The organism is Leifsonia sp. NPDC077715, assembly GCF_040686855.1.
GTDB lineage: Bacteria > Actinomycetota > Actinomycetes > Actinomycetales > Microbacteriaceae > Leifsonia.
The window spans coordinates 36,421-43,533 of the sequence record NZ_JBFBOG010000004.1; the positions used below are offsets into that span (position 1 = coordinate 36,421).

At 39.2% G+C, this 7,113-nt stretch carries 11 protein-coding genes; 9 read left to right on the forward strand and 2 right to left on the reverse strand.

The genetic code is table 11. The features are described from left to right. The first annotated feature begins 210 nt into the window (after positions 1 to 210). The 9 genes from AB0P25_RS18775 to AB0P25_RS18815 all read left to right on the forward strand — a co-directional run bounded on the left by AB0P25_RS18775 (position 211) and on the right by AB0P25_RS18815 (position 4,691). Complete coding sequence (locus AB0P25_RS18775; protein ID WP_363809426.1) at positions 211 to 522, forward strand: hypothetical protein; 312 nt, start codon at positions 211 to 213, stop codon at positions 520 to 522. After that, the gene (locus AB0P25_RS18780) at positions 515 to 1,186 is read left to right on the forward strand and encodes a hypothetical protein (RefSeq protein ID WP_363809427.1); all 672 of its coding nucleotides are present in this window, start codon (positions 515 to 517) and stop codon (positions 1,184 to 1,186) included. Before AB0P25_RS18775 ends, AB0P25_RS18780 begins: the two co-directional genes overlap by 8 nt. Further along, on the forward strand, positions 1,183 to 1,569 hold the full coding sequence (locus AB0P25_RS18785; RefSeq protein ID WP_363809428.1) for a hypothetical protein: 387 nt from the start codon (positions 1,183 to 1,185) through the stop codon (positions 1,567 to 1,569). Before AB0P25_RS18780 ends, AB0P25_RS18785 begins: the two co-directional genes overlap by 4 nt. Then, positions 1,569 to 1,907 (forward strand): hypothetical protein, encoded by a 339-nt coding sequence (locus AB0P25_RS18790; protein WP_363809429.1) that lies wholly within the window; start codon positions 1,569 to 1,571, stop codon positions 1,905 to 1,907. The genes AB0P25_RS18785 and AB0P25_RS18790 overlap by 1 nt, the downstream gene beginning before the upstream one ends. Before the next feature lie 187 nt (positions 1,908 to 2,094). Further along, on the forward strand, positions 2,095 to 3,027 hold the full coding sequence (locus AB0P25_RS18795) for an ATP-binding protein (RefSeq protein ID WP_363809430.1): 933 nt from the start codon (positions 2,095 to 2,097) through the stop codon (positions 3,025 to 3,027). A 59-nt stretch (positions 3,028 to 3,086) separates the two neighbouring features. After that, positions 3,087 to 3,635 (forward strand): hypothetical protein, encoded by a 549-nt coding sequence (locus AB0P25_RS18800; protein ID WP_363809431.1) that lies wholly within the window; start codon positions 3,087 to 3,089, stop codon positions 3,633 to 3,635. Further along, complete coding sequence (locus tag AB0P25_RS18805) at positions 3,632 to 4,054, forward strand: hypothetical protein (protein ID WP_363809433.1); 423 nt, start codon at positions 3,632 to 3,634, stop codon at positions 4,052 to 4,054. The genes AB0P25_RS18800 and AB0P25_RS18805 overlap by 4 nt, the downstream gene beginning before the upstream one ends. Beyond that, on the forward strand, positions 4,051 to 4,428 hold the full coding sequence (locus tag AB0P25_RS18810; protein ID WP_227503501.1) for a hypothetical protein: 378 nt from the start codon (positions 4,051 to 4,053) through the stop codon (positions 4,426 to 4,428). The genes AB0P25_RS18805 and AB0P25_RS18810 overlap by 4 nt, the downstream gene beginning before the upstream one ends. Then, positions 4,428 to 4,691, forward strand: coding sequence for a hypothetical protein (locus AB0P25_RS18815; RefSeq protein ID WP_363809434.1), 264 nt, complete (start codon positions 4,428 to 4,430; stop codon positions 4,689 to 4,691). The genes AB0P25_RS18810 and AB0P25_RS18815 overlap by 1 nt, the downstream gene beginning before the upstream one ends. A 219-nt stretch (positions 4,692 to 4,910) precedes the next feature. Here the strand turns inward: AB0P25_RS18815 and AB0P25_RS18820 are convergent, their stop codons facing one another. Together AB0P25_RS18820 and AB0P25_RS18825 are read right to left on the reverse strand one after the other, a co-directional pair. Continuing rightward, the gene (locus AB0P25_RS18820; RefSeq protein WP_363809435.1) at positions 4,911 to 6,131 is read right to left on the reverse strand and encodes an integrase family protein; all 1,221 of its coding nucleotides are present in this window, start codon (positions 6,129 to 6,131) and stop codon (positions 4,911 to 4,913) included. 464 nt (positions 6,132 to 6,595) lie between these two features. After that, a partial coding sequence (locus AB0P25_RS18825; protein ID WP_363809436.1) for an aminotransferase class V-fold PLP-dependent enzyme occupies positions 6,596 to 7,113 on the reverse strand: 518 nt, incomplete at its 5' end.

Here is a 7,113-nt window from a genome sequence, read left to right on the forward strand (position 1 = left end):
AAGTATGAATCAAAGAATTGAAAAGTACAAGTTTAGCCAAGCTACTGTTGATAGCTTCAAAGGCTTCCTAGGTGGCTCAGTGCTATCAATGGTCATCGGTGTTTTTATCGTAGTCCCTTTCCTTCGTTCATGTGCCGACGAACAACACGTCAACGAACTCAAAGCAAAACAGAACATGTATGTACGTGTTCAGGTTGAGGGGGTGAAGTGATGAGTAATAAAGAATATCCCCTTGAATTGGAGAACTGGGGCGGTGACCAATATTTGGTTGTTAGTCGTGGTCACCACGCTCTTGATGAATTCAAAAAAGCGGTAAATAAAGAATACAGCTCATGGGGCAACTTCTTTGAGGTTGCTTATCACTCTTACTTTAAGGCAGTACCTAGTAAAAACCCATATTCTCGTTGTTATTACTCGCCTTGTACTGAAAAAACGCGCGGCGCCTTCCCTGCAACTGTAGCTCAAGAAGGTTGGACACAAGAAGCTACCGATCAGATGAACAAGGAGCCCTCTCATGGATAACTACAAAGAATATTTAGATCCAGCAGATGGATATGCCTTAGTAAAGCAGTCAGTGAATATGCCAGTACATCCACATTGGATTGATATTCCCGAAGGTGCTGAGCTTTATGTGTATTGGCGTGAAAATGACACATATAACTTTCAGGTTGATAAATCATATTTTGAAAATGGTTCATGGCAGCCTTGTGCATGGACAGTAGAAGAAATTAAGTCTGATGAAGCAGGTGCAAAAATCTTGTGGTCTCGTAAAACAAAACAAGACCCAGCCTTGATTAGCGGTGCGGATGTACCACGGTTAATTAAAGAAGGTAATCAAATTCAATTAAGAGCCGCTATCGGCTTTAAGTTAGGCGAATGGAAAGACCTTGATCTAGAACGTGACGAGGAAGAGTTAACTTTAGGTGATCTGATTAATTCTCGTTTTGAATGGCGCCTCAAACCCCAAACCATCAAGGTTGAACTTGAGCTGCCGAAGCCTTTTGAGCCGAAGGAAGGGGATGAATATTTTTATATTTCAACCCTTCAACATTGCCTCTATTCGCATGATGTTTGGAGCGATGAAACTGCTGACATTACTCAAGCTGCTTTTGGTGCCTACCGTACAGAAGACGACGTTAAAAAGGCAGTAGAGCAACTCAGAAAGATACGAGGTACTAACTCATGAATATGTTAGCCAATATCTCGTTTGATGCTGCTGTATTCACAAGCCTTGAAGTGATGAATGTAGGCGTTGAGGATGGCGTTATTCAGTTCTCTTTATCTATTCAAAACGCTGAGCACATCTACATCGTGGCAAGTGTCAAAGGAATTGAGAAGAACGACACTTTTGAATATGGCGAAGGCTTGGATTATCAAGACTGGAAAGATGTGGATTACACCATGATGACAGTCGATTCAAGTAGCAGACCACATGTAGATGACTTTGATTATGTGGATGCAGTCGAAGGTATGCCCTTTTCCCTTACTTCTACTCAAATTCAAAAGCTGAATGAGTATTTAGAAGAACTGGCAAGAGAAGAAAAGATTACAGAGTTGAGAGGTGGGTGATGTCTACAAATTATTGGGAAGTCGTCACAGAAACCATTCTTGGTGATGCAGGGTTTGTGATTGAAAAAGATCAACTTCAAGAACTGGCAAAGCAGTTTGAAAGTGCTGCATCAATGGAATCTGAATCGACTGGTGAAATGTACATAAGCCATAACCCTGAAGCTATTGAGCTTGCACAACTCAAAGCTGAGCAAGCTAAACATGAAAAATGGTTTCACTCAACATTGCCATGCAAGCCTTGCTATCAAACAGGTGTTACACAAGACAGATATGGCAGAGATACAACCTGCCCTCATTGCTCTGGTAAAGGTCGAGTTAATCGTGGTTATTGGAATTAGGAGAAGATTATGAATGCGCCAGTGCAAAAGAAAGCTCCTAAAAAGAACAAGAAGAAGCAAAAGCCCGTCAAGTTTGAATGGTGTTTTTGCTGCAAAGATTTGATGCAAGTTACGAACGACGGGCAATGCACCGTTTGTTATAGCTACATCGTAATGTGATTTAAGCCAGTCTACGGAGTATTAGAAAATGGCACTAAAAATTGTTACAGCTCAAGAGCCAATGCGTGTAGAAACCCTAATTACTTTTATTTATGGTGATCCTGGTATTGGCAAAACGTCTTTAGCTTTCTCAGCTAAAAACCCAATCCTTTTTGACTTTGATAAAGGCGCACATCGTGCTGGCAAATACCGTAAAGACACGGTTCAGGTTAATAACTGGTCTGAGGTTTCATCATTAACTGCAAATGATCTTTTAGGTTATGACACAGTAATTGTAGACACAGCAGGTCGTATGCTTGATGTGATCATTGCTCATCTAGTTAAAGATCAGAAGAACTGCCGTCGTAATTCAAATGAATTATCAATTCAAGGTTATGGCACTTTAAACAGAACTTTCACTCACTGGTTTAATCTTTTGCGCAGCTTTGGTAAGGATGTAATCCTTCTTGCTCATACTGCCGAAGATAAAAAAGGCGATGACATTATTTTTCGCCCTGACATGGTAGGTGCAAGTAAAAAAGAAGCCTACAAGGTTGCAGATATGATGGGATACATGACAACTCATCAAGGGCAACAAGGAACCCAAAAAGCTATTTATTTTGCACCAAGCACAGCATTTCACGCGAAAGACTCAGGAGCAATTGGAAACCTTATTCTCAATGATTTAGATGTACAACCAAATCAACTTGATTCGATTCTAAATCAGGCCAAGAACCACATTAATAGTCTTAGTGAATCTCAGGCTAAAGCACAAAAAGAATTAGATGATTGGGAATCAGAAGTACTAGCCGCTGAATCACTTGAAGACTTTGAAGAGCTTAAAGCCAAACTTCCACAAGGTCATGTATTTGTTCGCCAGATGTGGAACAAAGCTGTTGAGCAAGCTAGACAATATGGATTTGCTTATGATGGGCAAACCAAGACATTTACTAGTGTTCAGCCTCAGGAGCAAACAGCATGATTATCAGGCTATCGACAACTATGCTCGATAGCTACCTTTGGGGCATATCGAATGATGATATGACCTCAGAGGAACTTGCTAAAGAGTTGTTCTTAGGAAAGACGCAGAATATGGCAATGAAGTGTGGTACAGCTTTCCATGCCCTGCTTGAACATGATCTTAATTATGAAGTCACAAAAGAAATGGGTTTTAACTTTCTGTTTAGTGAAGATCTAGACGGGACTTTAGAACTTGGCGATGTGCGCGAACAAAAGTATGTCACACGTATATTTGATGATGTTGATTTGGTTGCAAAGATTGATGCTGAGACCAGCTCAAAGCTAATTGATCACAAGCTAACTGCTGCCTTTGATCCAGATAAATACATGGACGCATATCAGTGGCGTGCATATTTATTAGTTAAGCAATACGACAACTTTAAGTACCAAGTATTTGAACACTCAGGCTTAGATAAAGTTGTGGACGGGTTAACGGAAGTAAAAATTAAGAGCTATCACGAGTTACACCAACACTCATATCAAAACATGGAATCAGATGTTAAGGCGCTTGTTCGTGAAGTAGCTGATTTCGCTAAATATTGGAAGCCGAAATTAGAGGTGGCAGCATGACAGATTTGAATAAGTTAAGAAGTGAGTTTGAGGCTATCCCTGAAATTAAAGCGCATTTAGATCATGGGAATGTTTTTTGGAGCGATAAGAATCAAACTTACGCCTCTGAATTCCAGTGTCTTCATGTAGTGGCATGTTACGTAAATGGAGCTTGGTTTATGTTTCAAGAAAAATCCAAAGCTCAGGCAGTGCCAGAGGCACATACACATAGTGTGACTTTAACTTGTGCTGAATTAAAAGAAGCTTATGACTTTGGTGCGCCAGATGGTGAGAAAGATCAATTCCAGATGGAAACTGAAATGCTTATCAAATGGCTCGATGATGGTTATGACGGTGCAGGATACTACTGTTGGTATGCTGATTTGCCTGAGGAAGGTTGTATTAAGTTGGGTGAAAGCGAATCGGGAGCTGAGGGATGAGTAGAATGCAAGCTATATTCGAAAAGGCTTTCAAAGATGGTGGTCTAGATTTACGCACATTGATGGAATCATTTGATGTGCGATTCGGGAACTTAAGTCTTGATGATGTTCGTTTTATTGAGTCGGAATGCCGAGAGGTTCGTCAAAAGTTTGAAGACGCAGAGAAAGTGGACTGCTACAAAACCAGAGAATTGTTTTGGCTCGGCTTTGATGATACTGCTTACTTTTCAGTGGATGAAATTGATCTGGTGAAGAAGCTAGCAAATGAAATGATCTTAAAGGGTAATTTCGCATTTGAGATTAAAAAGATTCGTATCTCTCAAGCTGTTTTAGAAGGCCATATTAAAGACCGTAAACAATGGGAGAAAGAATAATGAGCAACAAATACAAAATTGAGTCACTAGGTGACTTTCTTAAAATCCCTGCTGATCGAATTAAAGATTGTTTGGCAGAGCTAGGTGACCATTTATTTGCAATGCGTCAGACTATCGACAATTTCGGCGTAGAACCCACTGGCAATGAAGTTAAATCATTTACTTGGGAAGATGATGGGAAACAAGACTTAGCAGTCAAAGCAAATATTGGTGATGAAGTAGTAGAGGTGAAGTTCACTAAAGCGGAAAGTAAGGAGGGGTGAATTTGAATAAGTATCTCACTTCAAATGAAGTCTGTGAAAGATTTGGGATTACTAAGCAGACTTTAAATCGTTGGGAGAAAGGCACTCAATATGGGGAGCCTTTCCCTGCCCCAGCATTACCTTCAGTGGGTGGCGGGATGAAGCGCTACCTATCAAAAGAAGTAAGTCGCTGGGAGCGTATGTGCATAGATCGATATAAAACGGCTGTTTAAGCAGCCGTTAATCTTCAATAATTCCATTCTTAAGTTTTTCCAATCTAGCAATCCACTTTTCATAGATTTCAGCTTGTTCTTTCACATAGTCATAAAGATCGTACACTTCTTGAATCTGCGGCATACTGTGCCCAATCATCATTTCCGCTACATCTCTACGCTCAGTAAATCGGCTAAAATTAGTTCTAGCTGTACGTCTTAAGTCGTGCATAGACCAATGATTCATATCTTCTTTCTTGAAGCGCTTAACCCAACCAATAACACTTGCAGAAAGAGCGGTTGAAGCTGAGCTACTCATAGCCTCATCTTTTTCGCCATTATTAAATAAGTACTTCCCTTTGCTTAATTCCATGGCTTCTAAAATTAGAGCTTCCATTCCTGGCAAAATTGGACGTATTAAGGTTTTATCATTCTTATAGCCTGTCTTATGGTTTTCAGGCGGAACTAACCAGACTTTCTTTTTTAAATCGAAGTGCTTTTTCTCGGCAAGCCGTAGTTCACCTTTACGGCAACCATATATAAGGCAAAGCTGAATAAATATTTTGTTCTTCTCAGTTAATCTAGACCATTTCAAACATTCAAATAAAACTACTAACTCCTCATCGGTTAAAACTCGCTTAGATGGGATATATGTAATATTCAAATCTTCCTTAGGGAAAATATCAGCAAGTACATTAGTTAAAATAAGCTTTCTCTTTGCAGCCCATTTCAGCATCTGTTTTATATTTGATAAAAGTACCTTCGCTGTACCGGGCTGCTTAGCTGCAAGACTCTCAAATAATTCTAGCCAGTGCTCAATATCAACCCTCTCAATTGGATATTTACCCAACTGTGGTGATACATGATTTAAATAAGCACTCTTTACTTGATCATGTAGTTTTTTATTAGGCTTACAAAATGATTCATACCATTTGTCAAAAAGCTGATCCAAAGTAAGCGGATCAATATGTTTATTTCGCTCTACCAAAACTTCGACTTTGGGATTTTTACCCTGTTCTAGCAAAGCACGTAATCTGTTGGCTTCAGCTCTAGCATCCTTTAAACTGATATTAGGGTATGAGCCCAAATCTAAACGATGTGGCTTGCCATTAAATCTATATCGAAGTTGGAAGACAATTTTGCCTTTTGCTGATACTCTTACGCTCATTGAGTCGCGATCGGCAACTTCTTCTACTTTATCGCGAACCTTGCCATTATTAGTTTTTAGCCAAGCTTCTGAAAGAGCCATTATTAAAACTCGCTAGAATATGTACACAGATGAGATAAACAAAAGCTTGTGTACACGAATATGTACGCAAAAGCTGTTTGTTTGGATGTGTCATTATGTTCTAGTTAGTTATAGCTAAACAATATAATGGTGCATAATTTATGTTTTTAGTTATTCAGTATGTTCTAGTATGCGATAATACTTTCAATAGACTGATATTTGTGCTAAAAAGGGTGAAACTAATTGAATTTCACTAATATTTTAATAATTAGGTTATTGAATGAAGATTATACCCGAACAAACTACCAGCCTCATTCAATCCAGTAGCCTGCGCGTAAAGGTCGATACTGGTGCGTTTTGCTTTTTTGTCTTGGGTATGTTCTTAGCTGCCATATTCATGCACCAGTTTGGTTTAGTGCCTTTTTAATTTATAACTTATTCAATAAATAAAGCCCTCATTTGAGGGCTTTATTTATTTGATTTGCTTAACCATTACGCTTTGCAAAATCATCCATAAAGTTGATTAAAGCCTGTACGCCTTCTAATGGTACGGCATTATAAATACTTGCACGCATACCGCCGACAGAACGGTGGCCAGCTAAATTCAACAAGTGATTAGCTTCCGCTTCTTTTAAGAATTGCTTTTCTAAAGCTTCGTCTGCCAAGGTAAACGGTACATTCATAATTGAGCGGTTTGGAATTGCGATCGGGTTATTGTAGAAATCGCTTGAGTCGATATAACCATATAACAACTGAGCTTTTTCAAGGTTTACTTTATGAATAGCCTCTACCCCACCCTGCTCTAGCAACCATTCAAATACCAAACCAGACAAGTACCAAGCGTAAGTCGATGGTGTATTTACCATAGAACCATTTTTGGCTTGGTCGCCATATTTTAAAATACTTGTAATATCAGTATTAGCATGATCAAGTAATTCATCACGAATAATGACAAATGAGAAACAAGCAGTTCCAATATTTTTATGTGCGCAAGCAAACATTA